We start from the raw sequence: 17,341 nt of genomic DNA on the forward strand, positions 1-17,341 counted from the left end.
AATAGGCCAGGCGATCGCTCGGGTAGCCTGGGTCAAACGGGACATAGGCGGCACCCGCTTTAAGAATGCCTAAAATGCCCACAATCATTTCCAGGGATCGCTCAATACAGATGCCAACTAAGGTGTCTGGAGTAATGGTGAGACGTTGTAAATAGTGGGCGAGTTGATTGGCACGTTGGTTTAGGAGGCGATAGGTTAGTTGAGTGCCTTCGAAACTAATTGCGATCGCATCAGGTGTTCGTTCTACCTGTTGTTCAAACAGCTGATGTAGGCAGACTTGAGGATAATCAACAGCAGTATTGTTCCAGGTCGCTAATAACTGATGTAATGATTGCGTTGTCAATTGATTTATCCTCCAAACCCTGAGAAATTCGCCCCTTCGGTCTATATTTTAGATGTAGGCATTTGACTGATAAGCAATGCCTTAACGTCTTCTGCAGACTGCTGTAAACATTGCGTAAATTGGTTGATCGACTCTGACCAACTGGTAACGACACAGAGAAAACAATCACCCATCAAAATATAACTAAAGCCATAACCGTCAGGGGTATCCGGTGCAAAGGAACCTGGATACATCCCCCTCTCTATATCTTCTTTCGCCCCCATAAACTTAGTTAGAAAAGACTCCATAAACCCAGTGGTGGCTACAACACTTTTGGTCAGAACTTGTGTATACGCCTTATCCTGAAAAATCTCAGGCATAAATTTTTGTTGTTTGGCTAGTTCATGAAGGGCGAATAAATGTCGATCCACTCCGTAGCCAGACATACAAAGAGATTTTCGCTGATCATGCTTAGCCATAGCCTGGCAAAGAGCTGCGTAACCGTCTTCAGCATTAGCCCCCTGTTCAAAACATTGAATCAAGTGCAATGACTCTGGGGTAACCGGACGTAAAACCTCTGTGCGCCCATAACGAAAATGTCGAGTGGACACGGGTTGATAAATATTATCCACCTGGCCATGGCAACGGGCATAGGCCAGCTGCAAAATCAGTTGAGCAATCGCCTCTGGATTCTTAAATTGATGTCGAGCAATCAAGTCCTCACCTAACCCTTCAATGGTTAAACTGCGAAACTGAAACGTCTGCGACAGTTTATCGAACTCCGATTTCGCCCGTTCTATGGATTGTGTCAGCTCGTTACTGAGCACCCATTCTAACCTGGTAGGTGACTGCATCAGTTTATCTTGTGCTTGTGCAGGATAAACTGATGCAACCAGTTGTTGATCTAGAAAAGTATCAATGTATTTGCTTATATCTCTTAGCAATCGAGCAATTAATAAACTATCCACAGGGGCATGATCCACATTTGCCCCCCATTTGCATCCAGGGGTAACAATTAATTGTAAGGTTTTATCAAACCAGCGATTGCTACCATTTCCATACAGAGTTTGCTGACTCCATGTTTCTAATGTATCTGGGATTTCATGGTCTAAACAAAGGATAAACAGGGCAGCATCTATTGCTTTCAGTGCGGTTGCATTAGATAAAGCCAATGCAGACCTAAAAACTGCCCATTCTGTACGATGTAGGGTTGTTAATAGCCCAACGGTTGGTATTTCTTCTTTGGGAGCACTCAGAATATCATCAATCTGTCTCTCCACTTGCTGAACTAACGTGTCAGCTTTATTTAAATCGATGGTGACAACATAGAACTGACTGTCATAGGCAACAATAAAATGCTCATTAGCTAACGGTGATAAAGTCTGGTGTTGGGTTGGAGTATAGAGGTTATCTTGGGCAATTTTAGGAATCCGATTGGTGCGGAAGAGCCTGGCGTACTGACACATACAGAGGTGGATATCACCTACTTTGTCGGGTTCTAAGGTACCATTTTTAATTTTCAGGTAAAAGTGGAGGACACCACTGCTTAATAATGCAATTTGTCGAGACCACTTAAGCTCTGAGACTTGTGGTGAAGCTTCAAACAATAAATTATAATTTTGGAAAACAGATAGGGGTTTTCGGATAGACAGAAACTCTTGTTCTCGGAAGTCATACATGTACCCCTTTGTTGTTGAGTTATGATGAATTTCCAGGAGCTTTTGTAGCTTAATGCCTCTGCCAGTGAGGAATTTCTCGACCGCTGCTTGGGTCTTTCTTTGTTCTGGTTCTGTTAAAAACGGTGTGACAATTTCCAGGTAGCGATCGCAGGTTTCCGCCAAAGAAGGTAATGGTATCTTAGGCAGATCAGCTACACTATCTGACTCACTGACTGCATTACTGTCATGCGATATGGGCGTTTTAGCAGAGTCAATGGAGAAAATCTTAAGGTTTAACTGCTGATGGGCAAATTGGGCCAACGCCAATACACTGGCTTTTCCCGTAAATTGAGTAACCGGAATATCTAACCGTAGCTGGACTTGTAATCGGTTACGGAATTCAACGGCCATGAGTGAATCCATGCCCAGGTCAAAGAAATTCTCATCTGGATTTGGCAACTGAGCCAGGCCGAGAATCCGTTGTAGCTCTCCTTGAATATGACGCAACAACAAGGAGGCGCGGTCAGATGGGAGGGCGTTTCGCAGTTGTTGAACCAGCTCACTCTGGCCAGTGAGCGTGGGTAGGGAGATCAATTGACTCAATATCGGAGAGCGCACTCCCCCCAAGTGGCGACCCATGCGATTCCAGTCGACATCCAGGACTATCCCGGTGGAGGTGTCGGTTGCCAGTAACTGTGCCATTGCCTGGTGGGCGTCCTGAGCTTGTAGGGGGACCAGTCCCCGTTTGACTACGTTGGCACGCACGTTGGCATTAGCGGCCATGCCAACATTGGCCCACGGTCCCCAGTTTATGCTGGTGCCGCAGCGCCCCAGCGCACGACGATGCTGGGCCAGACCATCGAGGAATCCATTGGCGGTGGCATAATTGCTCTGTCCTGCAGACCCCAACGTGGATGCTACTGATGAATAGAGGACAAAGAAATCTAAGTCATGGTGAACCGTGGCCTGGTGTAGATGCCAGGCACCTTGCACCTTGGGGGCAAGCACCCGAGCAAAGCGTTCAGGTGTTTGTTCACTGATGCTACCGTCATCAAGAATCCCAGCGGCATGGATCAGGCCAGCCAGATGTGGCCATTTTTGGCCAAAGCCGTTGATCAGTTCACTCACTTGCTCCGGATTGGTGACATCCGTTGCTTGGACTTCAATGGTGCCGTCATAGGTTTGTTCAAGTTCAGTAAGCTGTTGTCGAATGGCTTCATCAGCGTCCCGCCGACTGCTGAGCACCACATGCTGGGCTCCCTGTTCCAGAAGCCACTGGCAAGCCTGGAAACCTAAGGCTCCTAATCCGCCAGTAATGAGATAACTGCCATCGGCTCGGATATTCAGCGACTCAGCGACGTCGAGTTGAGTACGGTCGAGTTGAATGCGAGTGAGTCTCGGCACAAAGATCAGTTCTTCCCGCAGTACACACTGTGACTCCATGGAGTGCATTAAACCTGCAGACAAGGAGACAGTATCAAGGCTGTCAACATCCAGTAGCCGTAATCCGAGTTGCGGTTGTTCAATCTGGATAGTTCGGCCAAGGCCCCAGAGTGCAGATTGAGCCGGTGCTACATCGGCTGTGGCATCCACTGTTATGGCCCGTTGAGTTATCAGCGTTAGCCCATGGGGTAGAGGCACATCCTGAGTTAGCAGTGTCTGAACCACCTGAAGAATGGTATTAGCATTCTCCTCAACCTCAGCGGTCATATCGTCCATATTGACGGTACTGATCAGCACAATGCCTGTCAGGGCAGCATGCTCCGTGGGGTCTGGGGCTATCCCTTGAGTGAGCAACTCTGCCAATTGTTCAGGTAAACCACACAACACCGACTGTTCTTGGGCCGCTAACTGCTCACTCAGGGTGGCACAACCATCGACCTCGCCCAAGATAAGCCATGGTGCCATGGTGGTTTCAATATTGACTGTCTGATTGCGAACGACGGGTTGCCATTGGGTCTTATATAACAACTGCGTTGTTGATTGAACTTGCTCTCGCAGCAGGTTATCACTAGCTGCTCGCTTAATAACAAAGTTTTGGATGCCGCCGAATACGTTACCTTGCTCATCGACAAACGTGAGATGCGAGGTTATTGTCTGCTCCGTGGCATCAATTTCGCTGATCTGGGCATAGCAGAATAGATGGGAGGGGGCAGAGCGCTGTAGCTCAAGCTGGCCATATCGCAGGGGTAGATAGAGCCCACCATCTAAAGTCTCATCCATGGCACCAAAGAGGGTTTGGGTACAAGCATCTAACAAGGCTGGATGAATCGGCTCGATTTGTTCGGCAGCTACCAGTGCCTCAGGCAACATTACTTCAGCCAGGGATTCACCAGTTCTCCCCCATAGCTGTTGAATCCCTCGAAATGCAGGGCCGAATTCGAGGCCAGTGGCCCCTAAATGCTCATACATCTGATCCACTGAGTGAGATGGGAGATGAGATTGGAGTTGTTCAAGATCGATGTATTTATTGATGAATTCAGAACCTGAGGAGGCGAGACCAATACAGCCATAGCTATGGAGTTGCCAGGTTCCGGCTTGGGATAATGTGCGGCTATAAATGGTGAAGCGTTGCTGTTCACCCTCTCCTCCTGTTTCCAGGTGTAGCTGGAGTTCACAGAGTTCCGATACCAGCAGAGGCCGCTCAAAGATCACATCGTGCAGTTGAGTAGGATCTTGCTGCGAGGCCATTGCCATGACGGCAAAGGCAGCTCCGGGCATAATTGTGTTTTGGTACACCTGATGATCGGCTAGCCACCCTTGATTGGGTGCGAATTGCTGGCTATAAAGTGTTGCTCCGCTTGCAACTTCGGTTTTGATACCTAAGAGAGGATGCATTGCCTGGCCTGGCAGTGTGCGTTGTTTGGTGACCTCAACCCAATAGCGTTGACGCTGGAAGGGATAGGTGGGCAGAGTAACTTTTTGAGGGTCATACCCTTGATAGATTCCAGACCAATTGATCCTGGCTCCTTTGACATAGAGCTTACCCAGGCTTTGCAAGAGGATTTGCCAATCATTTCCTTGCTTTGGATATAAACTAGATAGCCAGAGATAGTCTCCAGTGGGTAGACATTGTTGTCCCATGCCCATGAGTATGGGTTTAGGGCCAATTTCTAAAAAGACTTTATGGCCCTGCCCTGCTAAGGTGGCCATGCCCTCCGCAAACCGCACGGGCGATCGCACATGGTTAACCCAATAGTCAGGTGTTGCCAGGTGTTCTGTGACGTATTGACCAGTCACATTGACAACCATGGGTAGCCGAGGTTTTTGGTAACTGATTTGCTCGGCGACAGAGCGAAACTCCGCCAGCATGGGTTCCATTAACACTGAGTGGAATCCATGGGAAACCCTCAGGGGGGTGACTTTGATTTGCCGGGCTACACACACAGCTGTGATCTGTTGCAGATCGGTTAGCGGACCTGAAATAACAGTATTATTGGGGCTGTTTAATGCTGCGATCGCAACAGACTCCAACCCCTCAGCCTGCAGCATAGCGTTAATCTTTGTACCAGAGGCCATAACAGCAACCATCCCCCCTTCCCTGGGCAGAGCTTGCATAAGACGGCCACGGGCTGCAATTAGCTTCAGACCATCGTCAAGGCTGAAAACCCCAGCAATACAAGCCGCTACATATTCCCCCACACTATGGCCCATGACGACATCAGGCTGAATACCCCAAGATTTCCAAAGTTGACAGAGAGCATATTCAATTGCAAAGAGGGCGGGTTGTGTAAAGGCCGTTTGATTGAGCAACGCTTTTATTGCTTCAGGATCGGTAGCCGAGTAAAGAATCTCCAGTATGGACCGGTCTAGATGAGGCTTTAAGATCGCATCACACTGCTCCATACTCTGACGGAAGATGGGTTGGGTTTTATAGAGTTGCTGTCCCATCCGAAAATATTGAGACCCCTGACCACTAAATAAAAACGCAACTTTGGGTTGAGATGCCGTGACTGCCAGCACACCCTCAGTAATGCCAGGAGCTGTTTCTCCAGCACGAAAATCTTGCAGTTTTTGTTGTAAATCACTGATTGAGTTTGTCGTTACCACCAGACGATGATCAAAATGCGATCGGCCTACGTTGGTGGTGTAACAAATATCTGTCAGATCCAACTCAGGATGCGTTTTCAAATAGCATTGATAGCTGGCTACCAATGCTTTAAGAGCTTGATCTGTTTTTGCCGATAGGGTGAGTAAATTGAGGGGCCGTTGCTCTGGTGGATGGTGCGACTGGAGAGAATCTGGTAGCCGTTTTCCAGATTGAACCGGTGCTGATTCTAAGACAAGGTGGGCATTGGCTCCACCAAACCCAAATGAACTGATACCCGCCAGGATGGGGCCGTCTTGGTCGGGTAAGTATTCTAATTCCTGTTGCACTCGAATCGGCAGCTTGTGAAATTTGATATGGGGATTAGGGGACTCAAAGAGTGCCTGAGGCGGAACTTCACGCTGCTTGAGTAACAGGGCGACCTTGATCAAACCCGCAATGCCAGCGGCAGCCTCTAAGTGACCAATATTGGCTTTTACCGCCCCAACACGACAGATATCACCTGGCTGCCGCCCCTCGGCTAGCACCTTGCCCAAAGACTTTAATTCAATATAGTCGCCGAGCTTGGTGCCGGTACCGTGGGTTTCGACATAGTGCACTTGACTGGGGAGTACATCTGCATCCCGATAGGCCGCCCGCAACACGGCCTCCTGAGAGACAGGGTTAGGGGCTGTAATCCCATTGCTGGTGCCATCTTGGTTGATGGCGCTGCCCCGAATGACGGCATAGATGCGATCGCCCTCCGCCAGCGCCTGACTCAAGGGCTTCAAGACAACAATCCCCACCCCTTCACTGCGGACATAACCATCTGCACGGGCATCAAACGTTTTACACCGGCCATCTGCCGCCATAAAACCAGCCTTCGAGAAGCTAACCGTACTGGAGGGAAGCAACAGAATATTAGCCCCTCCTGCGATGGCCAGGGGAGATTCACCCCTCCAGAGACTTTGACAGGCTAGATGAACTGCCACTAACGACGACGAGCAAGCCGTATCAATGGCCATGCTCGGACCTGTCCAATTAAAGAGATAAGACAGGCGATTTGCCACAATTGAATTAGCCGTGCCAATGGCGGCATGGGGTTCATTTTGAGTATGGCCCCAGGTCAACACAGAATAATCATGGGTACTAATTCCGGTAAAAACACCCACGGATTTCCCTGACGTCTGTTGTGGAATAATATTGGCATTTTCGAGCGCTTCCCAGGCCACCTCCAACAAGAGCCGCTGTTGCGGGTCCATGTTGATGGCTTCACGGGGAGAAATATTAAAAAATTGTGGGTCGAATTGATCCACCTGGGGCAAGAAACCACCCCAACGGGTATTCATTTTGTCAGGCTTGGCGGGATCTGGATCGTAGAATGCATCAATATCCCATCGAGAGTCGGGGATCTCGGTAATTGCATCTCCACCCCGCCTGAGTAACTCCCAAAAGGCTTCTGGATTTTCACTGCCTGGAAACCGGCAACTAAGCCCGATGATCGCGATAGGGTCTTTTCTGGTCTCAACACTCACTTAACAAGTACTCCCGATCTGATGTCCAAAATTCTTGTTCAACGGTGACTACGTTGACTGGCTGGCCTCAAATGTCACAGGCAATGACTTCAGTCCCCTCAAAACCAGGTTTTTTCGCCACTTCAAAGGTTCAGGAGCCAATTTAAGATGCAGTAATTTCTGAATCATTGTGTTAATCGCGATCTGACCCTGTATCCGGGCTAAAGCAGCACCCAAACAATAATGAATCCCCGATCCAAACGGAATGGGTTGGCCCTGATGACGGAGAAAATGCAATCGATCGGGTTCTGAGAATTGATGTGGATCTCGATTGGCAGCGCCAAGGGCTAAAAAGATTCTTTCGCCAGCTCTGATTGTCTTACCACCAATGTCTAGATCACTCGTAGCCATGCGCGCTAGGAATTGAACCGGGCTATCATAACGCAGTAGTTCTTCTACCCCCTTTTTGATCAGTGTTGGCTCCTGTTTAAGCTGTTTAAGCTGCTGAGGATGATTGAGAAGGGCTAGCATACTATTCCCAATCATGTTTTCCGTTGTTTCTTGCCCCACACTAAATAACATCAAACAGAACCCTAAGAAATCTTCCTCAGAAAGAACATTACTGTGGGTTTGCGTTCTCAAAAGCTGACTCAATAAATCAGAACCCGGACTTTTTTTTCTCTGTTCAATCAAGGTTTGAAAGTAACCTTTAAAGGCCTGAGCAGCCTCCTCCATACGACCATAGCCTCTTAAAGAAATGGGCTGATCAAAAACTCGAAACAAAGTGTACGACCATTGCGTAAGCTGAGTCTGGTCTTCTGAAGGGATATCAAGTATTGTAGAGATCACTAATGTGGGTAAGGGGGCGGCCAGGTCTGACATAATATCCATTCTCCCCTGATCTAGGACGTTAGCAATTAGCTGATCCACAATAGTTTGAATCTGAGTGCGAAGTTGCTCAACCGCAGCACTAGCAAAATAATTGCTCACCAGATTCCGAAAGTGGGTATGATCTGGGGGATTTTGGAAAAATAACCAGGCCCCAATCGTTTGTTGCAAATGGGCAAAGTTTTGTCCGGACTCTAGATAAGCCGCTTTCTGACCCAATCGATCTGGCAAATTGTCAACTTGAACCCGATGATCACTCAAAATAGCCTTGACATCAGCATAACGAGTGAGCACCCAGGCTCCCGTAAAACTGGCGGTTTGATGAACTGGGTCCTGCTCTCGTAATTGTTGAAAAAAGGGGTAGGGGTTAGCTCGAAACTCTGGTAAAAATGGATTAAACTCGATCACGGCCTAATCCCCCTCAACAAAGTATTCCGCTAGTTTCCTAATACTGGGATATCGCCAGAATACATCAGGTTCGATTTCATCATTCAGCCAGTCTTCTAATTCTCCTGTTAAGTTGAGGGCTACGGATGAATCTAATCCATAATCTGCAAATGGCAGGCGTGGGTCGATCGTGCTTGGTTCTACCTTTAAATATCGAGCTAAATTCTGGATTAACCAGTCTTCAATCGCTGCTTTTGTAACTGGTGCTTGGGCCGTCGCACTCTCTTTCACCTGCCGTTCCTCCTCTAAACAAGGCGTGGTTGATGTACTCTGCAAAGAGTTCACTGGAAAGTGAGATCGTCCAACAACATTTAAGGTATTCTCCAAAAAACGATCACGGCAGATGTAGCGTTGAATCTTGCCGCTGGATGTTTTCGGTAAACTTCCAGCTTTCAAGAGAATGACTTCTGATACTTGTAGCTCATAGTGCCGTGAAATAGCCTGACGAATCGCATTCATTACCGACTCAGCATCCAGGTCTTTGATCGCAGTACGCTCTACTTCATGCAAAATAATTAACGCCTCAGCCCCCTCTAGGTCGACTGAAAAAGCTGCACTACCATGAGGGCGCAAGGCTGGGTGACTTCGGGTTGCAACATACTCGATATCTTCAGGAGCATAGTTCTGACCTCGAATGATAATGAGATCTTTAAGGCGTCCTGTAACAAAGAGTTCGCGCTCTACCCAAAAGCCTAAATCACCGGTTCTGAGAAAAGGTGATTCAGTGTGTTCACCAATCGCTGTACGAGTCGTCTCACCCAAGCAAGCCTTAAACGCCGTTGCCGTTTCCTGCTGCCAGTAGCCCTGGGCCACACTTGGACCCCGCACCCAAATCTCCCCAACTTGTCCTGCTGCACAGATATCGTGACTCTGAGGATCGACAACCACAACATCCATATCATTTCTAGCTGGGCCGCACCCGACTAGACTCTGGGCTAGATTTTGATCAATGTCTGGTGTACCAGGCTTATGAAATTTGGGTGGCTGCAGCCGATTACCTCCAGTCACCATCAAGGTCGCCTCTGCTAGACCATAGCAGGGATAAAATGCCTCTGATCGAAAGCCACAGGCTGAAAATTTAGCCGAAAACTGTTGTATTGTTGCAGGTCGTACTGGCTCTGCCCCTGTGAAAGCAACGTCCCAAGAACTCAAATCGAGATGATGTAGCTCCTCTGGCTTTATCCGTTGCACACAGAGATCGTACGCAAAGTTCGGTCCTCCGCTGGTTGTTGCCTGATAATCAGAGATCGCTTGCAACCAACGGATTGGTTTTTTCAAAAATGCAGTGGCTGGCATCAACACAACTGGGAAACCAACGAAGAGGGGTTGAAGAATGCCACCGATTAAGCCCATGTCGTGATATGGAGGCAGCCAAATGACACCCTGGCTCTGGGGAGTATGACCAAAACCAGCCTGAATCTGAGTTAGATTGTGCTGTAAATTGGCATGGCTGATCATCACGCCTTTGGGGGAGCCAGTGGAGCCTGAGGTATATTGCACGAATGCCAGGGTTTCTGGTGCAATATCTAACGGCGGCCAATCAGCTCCAGTCTCGTCAGCCCATTGGTCAATCGCAACGCAGCGTATTTGTTCGAGCTGAAGTTCTTGACAGTGCGATCGCACTTGCTCAAGCTGATCCTGAGTTGTTAGAACTAGGGTAGGTTCTGCATCATGGGCGATCGCAGCCAGGCGCTCCAGATGTTGTGGTCGGCGCACAGGATATGTGGGAACCGCAATCACGTTAGCCAGTAGGCATCCTAAGAATGCCATAACAAACTCTAACCCAGGCGAAAAAAGCAGTAGCGCTCTGTCTCCAGGGGCTGTGAGTGAGCGTAATCTAGCCGCGATCGTCTGTACCCGATCGCCCAGTTGCTGATAGGTTAGACTCGCCGTCTCGGCTTCACCATTATTTAGAAAAGTATAGGCACGTTGACTGGGAAATTGATGAACATGCGACAGGAAAATTTCAGGCAAATTAGCCTTCGACACCGATTGAGGAAACGGCTCAATATCCGTTTTAACCGGTTGGATGTCTTCGAAATTTTGATGTTGCATCAGATATAAGCATCCATCTTTTCATTGTTGCAATTCTATTATCTCGGAGATCCCTGGCAGAAAAAATCCCGAAAAGTTCAGATTTATTCAGATAAAAGTTCAGGTTTATTCAGGTGTTTGAGAAATAGATGATTAAGGTTACCCCACAGGCCTATGCAGATCACGCGGTGCAACGTCACACCGAGACCGTTTGAGAATCACCCAAAAACTTTTCTAAAGAAAGATTCTTACCTTCAGGGGATAATCAGTACTAACACCAACAGAACTACTCTAATTAGAGCTGGTACGGTTACAACTGTACTTTCACTGAATTGTATTTGATTGCTTTTATGCACTCTATCTGTTACCTTTCCGCTTAAGGGTATTGTTAGTCACTTCACACACATAGCCGATGCTACAGTCGCTAGCAGAAAAGTTACAGAAATCTAAATAAAAAATCAAGAATCAAAAAAGGGTAAATATGGCTGTATCTAAAAATGAGAATTTAGATCTTTCTTATGTGGGTTGGGATGATACAGCCAGGGAGTACTCGTGCAATCAGTGTATTCATCAGTTATTTGAAACACAAGTTATAAAGACACCTGATGCGATCGCATTGGTGTTTGGGCAACAGCAACTAACCTATCAGCAATTAAATGACAAAGCTAATCAATTAGCCCACTATCTAATAGACCAGGGGGTTGGACCAGAAGTGCTCGTAGGATTGTGTTTAGAGCGATCCATTGACTTGATGGTTGGACTGTTGGGGATTTTGAAAGCTGGGGGAGCCTATGCCTCCTTTGACCCTAGCTATCCTCAAGAAAGACTCCAGTTTATGGTTGCCGATACTCAGGTATCAGTCATAGTAACCCAAAGCCATTTGTTATCCAGATTACCTGAGCATTCGGCAGTCGTCATTTGTTTAGATACCGATAGCACGGTCATTTCTCAGAAGAGTCAGTCTAACCCTCTCACTCAAGTTACCCCTAACAATTTAGCCTATATTATCTATACATCTGGATCGACTGGAACTCCAAAAGGGGTGATGATTGAACATCAGACTGTGAGAAATTTCACCCAATCTATTACAGCAAAATATTGTCTTTCGTCGTCGGATCGCGTTCTACAATTTGCCTCAGTCAGCTTCGATACATCTGTTGAAGAAATTTACCCCTGTTGGCACGCAGGAGCAACTCTGGTATTGCGCACAGAGGATATGAATGACATCGCGACACTTATTCAAAAGTGTCATGATTGGCAGATCACTGTTTTAAACCTGCCAACAGCTTACTGGCATCAAATCTGTTCTCAATTTTCCGAATCTCAGATCACCCTTAATCCATCGCTTCGACTCGTGATTATTGGTGGAGAAGGTGCTGATCCAGAACAAGTTCGACGCTGGCTCGATCATTGCGGTGATTATCCTCAGCTTGTCAACAGTTACGGTCCTACAGAGGTGACTGTGGTAGCCACAACCTGTCACCTTTCCAAGGTAAAAATTCTCAACTGGCAAGGGAGTGAAACCTCGATTGGTAAACCCTTAGCTCATATCAAAACCTATATTCTGGATCCATCGCTACAACCTGTCCCTAAGGGGATGAAGGGAGAATTATATGTGGGCGGTATTACCCTGGCGAGGGGCTACCTCAATTTACCAGAGCTAACCACAGAAAAGTTTATTGCTAACCCCTTTGGGCCTGGAAGGCTCTATAAAACAGGCGATCTCGCCCGGTATGCCCAGGATGGCGATATTGAATATCTGGGTCGTGTAGACTATCAGGTCAAAGTTCGAGGGTTTAGGGTAGAACTGGGTGAAATCGAAACGGTCTTGAATTGTCACCCTCAAGTCAAACAAGCAGTGGTGATTACAACCCGTCAGGCTGCCCATCACACAAAAATAATTGCCTATTTTGTTGCTTCTCAGCCGTCTCCATCTCCTTTGCAACTGCGTGAGTTTCTCCAACAGAAGCTACCGGAGTATATGATCCCAAGCGCATTTGTGGCCTTAGATGTTTTTCCTCTCACACCCAATCGCAAAGTAGATCGCCGAGCCCTGCCACGACCTGATAGGAACAGTCTGCCGGAAGAGCAATACATTGCCCCCGATACTCCTCGTGGCGAAATCATCGCTAGAGCCTTTGCCGAGGTGTTAGACATCGACAAAGTTGGTATATACGATAATTTCTTTAACCTAGGTGGACATTCTTTATTGGCCATTCAGTTAGTGTCACGCCTCAGACGAACTTTTGAGGCCAATCTCTCCATTAGAACCATTTTTGAAGCGCCGACTGTTACCCAGCTAGAGCAAAGGATACATCAGCTTAAAAATGCTGCCAGTAACCATCAGGCTTTCTCCATACCTCGTGTTGATCTCTCTGGTGCTGACAAATCACGACAGCAGTATCCGTTATCCTGGGCTCAAGAACGATTATGGTTTTTAGATCAACTTGAAGGCTCCAGTGCAACTTACAATATATCTGAAGCATTTTTGCTCCAAGGATCGTTAGATCTTCATGCTTTGCAACAGGCACTCTCAGCAATAGTTAATCGACATGAGATCTTACGAACCAGCTTTCAAACCGTGAATGGTGTCCCTGTTCAAGTAATACAAGCATCAACCACCATAAATATTGAGCAAATTAACTTGCAAACTTTAACAGGTGATGAACAAGCAAAAACTTTAAACCAGCAGATTCAGCAAGCGGCTGCGACTCCATTTAATTTAGAAGTCGCTCCCCTGCTGCGATGTTCTGTGTTTCGGCTGGGTACATCATCCTATACCCTTCTCTTTACCCTGCACCATATTGTTTCTGATGATTGGTCAATGGGGGTTATGATGCAAGAACTCTCGGCCCTATATCAGGCATTTTGTTTAGGAGCCCCTTCACCGCTGACCGACCTACCGATTCAGTACACAGACTTCGCAGTATGGCAGCAGCAGCAAATACAATCCGAAACCCTTAAAACGCAACTCCAGTACTGGCAAAATCAACTTGCAGATGCGCCGGACCTATTATTATTGCCAACTGATCGCCCTCGTCCAGCGGTGCAAACCTATCAGGGAGCCAGTCAACAGTTTCTCCTGGATAGGGACCTGACTCAACAACTAAGGCGGTTATCGCAACAGCTGCAGGTCACCCTATTTATGATCTTGCACAGTGCATTTGCCACATTGCTCTACCGCTATAGTGGACAAACCGATATCTTAATTGGGTCTCCTGTTGCCAATCGCAATCATCCTGGACTAGAGCCGTTAATTGGCTTCTTTGTCAATACTCTGGTTTTAAGAACTCGCTTTGAGAACAACCTTAGTTTTGAGACCTTATTAACTCGTTTTCGAGAAACAGCCCTCCAGGCATATGAGCACCAAGGTGTCCCTTTTGCAAGAGTAGTAGAGGCCTTGAACCCCCAACGGAGTTTGAGCCACTCTCCTCTATTTCAGGTAATGTTTGCATTGCAAAATGCACCGCTGGACGACCTGGTACTTCCAGGGATAACCTTGAGTGAGTCTACGATAGAAAACACAATCTCTAAGTTTGATCTCACCTTATCCATCACTGAAAGAGAGAACCAATTAACCTGTGAATGGGAATACAACACAGACTTGTTTGATGCCTTAACGATCCAACAGATGGCGGCTCATTTCAGTAATTTGCTTTTTGCTGTAGTGATGGACCCTCAAAATTCTGTTAGCAAATTGCCCTTACTTAATGAAATTGAACGTCATCAGGCTCTAGTTACCTGGAACGATACCCAATGCCACCTTTTGCAAGAACAATGCATTCACTGGCTATTTGAGGCACAGGTTGTTAAAACCCCCGATGCTGTAGCCATTGTATTTGAGCAAGAGCAGCTCACCTACCGGCAGCTGAATCAAAAGGCCAACCGGCTGGCCCATTATCTGCAAGCACAGGGCGTAGGACCAGAGGTTCTGGTTGGGATATGTGTAAACCGATCAATTGATATGGTCGTGGCGTTGCTCGGGATTTTGAAAGCGGGTGGGGCCTATGTCCCGCTCGACCCAAACCATCCCTCAGAGCGGCTTCACAGTATCCTGACTGATGCACAGGTATCTTTACTGGTGACTCAAGCTTCATTGTACAAACAATTCCTCTCCCTTAAAAGCTCAGTTGTTTGCCTGGATGACCAGGCATCGATAATTGCCAAACAATCGCCTGAAAATCTAGATAATAGCGCAGCTTCACACAATTTAGCCTATGTTATCTATACCTCGGGTTCAACAGGACAGCCTAAGGGGGTTCAAATTGAACACAAATCGGTGGCCAATCTCCTATGCAGTTTTCAGGAGACTTTAGGAATAGATCATTCCGACCGTCTAGCTGCAGTAACAACCATAGCCTTTGATATTGCCACATTGGAGATTTATCTGCCCCTCATTAGTGGCGCTCAACTATGGCTTATTCCCCAGAATGTGGCACAAGATGGACAACAACTTAAGCATAAACTGCTTGAAATCCAGCCCACAATTATGCAGGCAACTCCCGCCACATGGCAAATGTTGTTGTTAGCTGGATGGGATGCAATCTCAACAGATATGATGATCTTATGTGGTGGTGAAACCCTGCCTCCTGAGATTGCCCGTCAGCTCTTGCCCCGTAGCAAAAATCTGTGGAACTTATATGGACCCACAGAAACAACTGTCTGGTCAAGCCAGTTCTGCGTTTCACACTCTAGCTTAGATGGAAAGGCTCATACTCAATTAACGATTCCCATTGGTTCCCCCATCGCCAATACTCAGGTTTATATCCTGGATGCAGAATTATGCCCTGTCCCCAAAGGAGTGATTGGTGAGTTATACATTGGGGGAATGGGCGTGGCCAGAGGTTATTTAAACCGTTCCACACTGACCGCAGAGAAGTTTATTCCTAACCCCTTTGGCTCCGGACGACTCTATAAAACAGGAGATCTCGCCCGATATGCCCAGGATGGCGATATTGAATATCTGGGTCGTGTGGATTATCAGGTTAAAGTTCGAGGATTTAGAATAGAACTGGGTGAAATCGAAACCGTCCTGAGTAGCCATCCTCAAGTCAACCAAGCAGTGGTAATTACTGTAGAAGAAGAGATGCCTGAGGATAAAAGACTAGTGGCCTATATCTGTCCCTCTCTCTATCCTCCAGAGCATTCACCGACCGACCTCCGAAATTTTCTCAAACAAAAGCTGCCGGATTATATGATTCCAAGTACATTCGTAACCCTGGAGGATTTTCCCCTCAACCAAAATGGAAAAATAGATCGGAAGGAACTCTCTTTATTGGACATAGGCCAAAGTCAAGGCACCCACAACCAGCCTGAGACAGTCCCTCGTAATTTTATAGAACAAACATTGGCTAAAATTTGGCAAGATTTATTATGTAAAGAGAGCATTGGCATCCAAGATAATTTCTTTGAACTAGGCGGGCATTCTCTAAAAGCCATGCGTTTAATGGCTCAAATTGAACAATATTTTCAAATCAATTTACCCCTAGCCACATTATTTCAGCATCCCACCCTTGAAGAACTCGCAGCTGTTTTAGGATCTACCTCGTTTCAACCAAATTGGTCTCCCCTGGTACCGATTCAACCTAACGGTTCAGCGATTCCATTATTTTGTGTCCCCGGTGCTGGCGGCAATGTGCTCTATTTTTACCCCCTTGCCAGACACCTGGGTACCGATCAACCCCTGTATGGACTACAGGCTCAAGGTCTGGATGGGGAAACACCTCCTCTCCAAAGTATTGAAAGCATTGCGGAACAATATATTCAAGCGATTCAGACAGTTCAACCTGTAGGCCCCTATGTGTTCTTGGGACATTCCTTTGGTGCTCAGGTGGCTTTTGAGATGGCGCAGCAGCTTCAGCGTCAAGGACAGTCCATTGGTCGGGTTTTTATGATCGATGCGATCGCACCCTCAGCAACTAATACGACATCATCAGATGTAAGTCGCCAGAAAACCTATGCTGACTGGAATCACACCACGTGGATGCAGCTGTTAATTGGCATGATTGAGGAGCTTTTGGGTGATAGTCTCCAAATCGATGTCGATAAACTCCACTTACTCACCGAATCAGAACAAATCGACACCTTAAAACAACGGCTTGAAATGGCCGAAGTGCTCCCCCCTCAATCGGATAGCAAAATAGTCCGGGGATTGTTTCAAGTATTTCGGACTCAGTTTCAGCTGGATTATAGTCCCAGGTATACATCTCCGACTCCCATCACCCTATTTCAGGCTCAAGAGGCAAGTTTATCCCAGTATGGCCTATCAGAATCATACGAAAATTTGGCTATGGGATGGCAACCCTTCGCAGCAGAAGAGATTGACGTATATACCATTTCTGGTAGCCATGCCTCCATGATGGTTGAACCCCATATCGAAATGTTGGCTCAGAAAATTCTTAAATCTATCGAACAGATCAAAATATCTTAAGTTCTGTCATCCATCTGATTG

General features: G+C 47.1%; 4 protein-coding genes and 1 pseudogene. 1 reads left to right on the top strand and 4 read right to left on the bottom strand.

From position 1 onward, the window contains the following. The 4 genes and pseudogenes from DXZ20_RS26265 to DXZ20_RS26280 form a co-directional block, all read right to left on the bottom strand. Positions 1 to 331 (bottom strand): annotated as a pseudogene (locus DXZ20_RS26265) (AMP-binding protein); the annotation flags it as partial. Positions 332 to 384: 53 nt separating this feature from the next. Next, on the bottom strand, positions 385 to 7,542 hold the full coding sequence (locus DXZ20_RS38590) for a type I polyketide synthase (RefSeq protein ID WP_163702042.1): 7,158 nt from the start codon (positions 7,540 to 7,542) through the stop codon (positions 385 to 387). Positions 7,543 to 7,590: 48 nt separating this feature from the next. Further along, positions 7,591 to 8,817 (bottom strand): cytochrome P450, encoded by a 1,227-nt coding sequence (locus DXZ20_RS26275; protein ID WP_163702044.1) that lies wholly within the window; start codon positions 8,815 to 8,817, stop codon positions 7,591 to 7,593. 3 nt (positions 8,818 to 8,820) lie between these two features. After that, a complete protein-coding gene (locus DXZ20_RS26280) occupies positions 8,821 to 10,911 on the bottom strand; it encodes an AMP-binding protein (protein ID WP_163702046.1) in 2,091 nt (696 codons plus the stop codon). A gap of 460 nt (positions 10,912 to 11,371) precedes the next feature. Between DXZ20_RS26280 and DXZ20_RS26285 the strand changes: the two genes are divergently transcribed. Next, positions 11,372 to 17,320 (top strand): amino acid adenylation domain-containing protein, encoded by a 5,949-nt coding sequence (locus tag DXZ20_RS26285; RefSeq protein ID WP_163702048.1) that lies wholly within the window; start codon positions 11,372 to 11,374, stop codon positions 17,318 to 17,320. Positions 17,321 to 17,341: the final 21 nt, after the last annotated feature.

It is taken from the genome of Adonisia turfae CCMR0081 (genome assembly GCF_011009555.1).
GTDB classification, from domain to species: Bacteria; Cyanobacteriota; Cyanobacteriia; order Phormidesmidales; family Phormidesmidaceae; genus Leptothoe; species Leptothoe turfae.